Origin of the sequence: Micromonospora maritima (genome assembly GCF_902825405.1) — a bacterium.
Taxonomy (GTDB): domain Bacteria; phylum Actinomycetota; class Actinomycetes; order Mycobacteriales; family Micromonosporaceae; genus Micromonospora; species Micromonospora maritima.
On sequence record NZ_CADEAU010000935.1, the window covers coordinates 1 to 868 of the forward strand.

At 72.2% G+C, this 868-nt stretch carries 1 protein-coding gene and 1 pseudogene; both read right to left on the reverse strand.

Annotated elements, in window-relative coordinates:
• Positions 1 to 283 (reverse strand): annotated as a pseudogene (locus HUW36_RS33645) (hypothetical protein); the annotation flags it as partial.
• A 9-nt stretch (positions 284 to 292) separates the two neighbouring features.
• Positions 293 to 553 (reverse strand): hypothetical protein, encoded by a 261-nt coding sequence (locus HUW36_RS33650; protein ID WP_091575295.1) that lies wholly within the window; start codon positions 551 to 553, stop codon positions 293 to 295.
• Between the last annotated feature and the right edge of the window lie 315 nt (positions 554 to 868).

Below are 868 nucleotides of genomic sequence, written 5' to 3' on the forward strand. Positions count from 1 at the left end.
CACCCGGCGGCGCCGGCGGCGCGCCGTCGGCGGCCAGCCCGATCGCGGCCAGGTACGCGGTGAGCTGTTCCTGCGCCACGCGCAGCGCGTAGCCGGCGGTCTCCGCGTGCTCGGTCGCGGAGGTCAGCTCCGGGACCCCCATCGGGTCGGCCGACTCCTGGCGCACCCAGCGCAGCCGCTCCTCGGCCTGGCCCAGCTTCTCCAGGGCGAGCGCGAGCTGGCCCAGCGGCAGCTCCTCGGCGGCGGCGCGGACCTGCGCGCCGATGTCCTCGACGATGGACACGGGCGGCCCTCAGAGCGTCGCGACGTAGAGCTGTGCCTGCTCCACCGCCACCAGTGTCGCCGCGAGACACTCCTCCAGCTCCTGGCTGGCCTGGGTCAGCGACGACTGGGCCGCCTCGACCGTCTCGTGGCCGCTGCCCTCCAGCGCGCCGGCCAGGGTCTGCTGCGCCTCGGCCAGCTTCTCGCCGGCCGCCTGCACCGCTGTCTGCCCGTCACCGATCTGCTGGAGCGCGACATCGATGGCGGCCTTCAGCTCGGCGACGCTCGCCACGGGACCTCCTGGGGGCAAGGGAGATCTCCATTACAGCTCATCCCGACGGGTGGACGAACATCCACCCTCGCGCCGTTCCTGCCCGGGTGTCCGATTGTGGCCCTGACGTGCGCGAAGACCGCGTCGGGCGGGACCACCCGGTCCCGTCGGCGGACGTGTGAGTCCCGGCGCCGGGACCGGCCGGGGCGGTCAGCGGCCGAGCCAGCGCGGGCCGCGCACCTCGGCGCCGAGCGCGGAGATCGGAAGAGCACACGTCTGAACTCCAGTCACTCATCATGATCTCGTATGCCGTCTTCTGCTTGAAAAAAAAAAAAA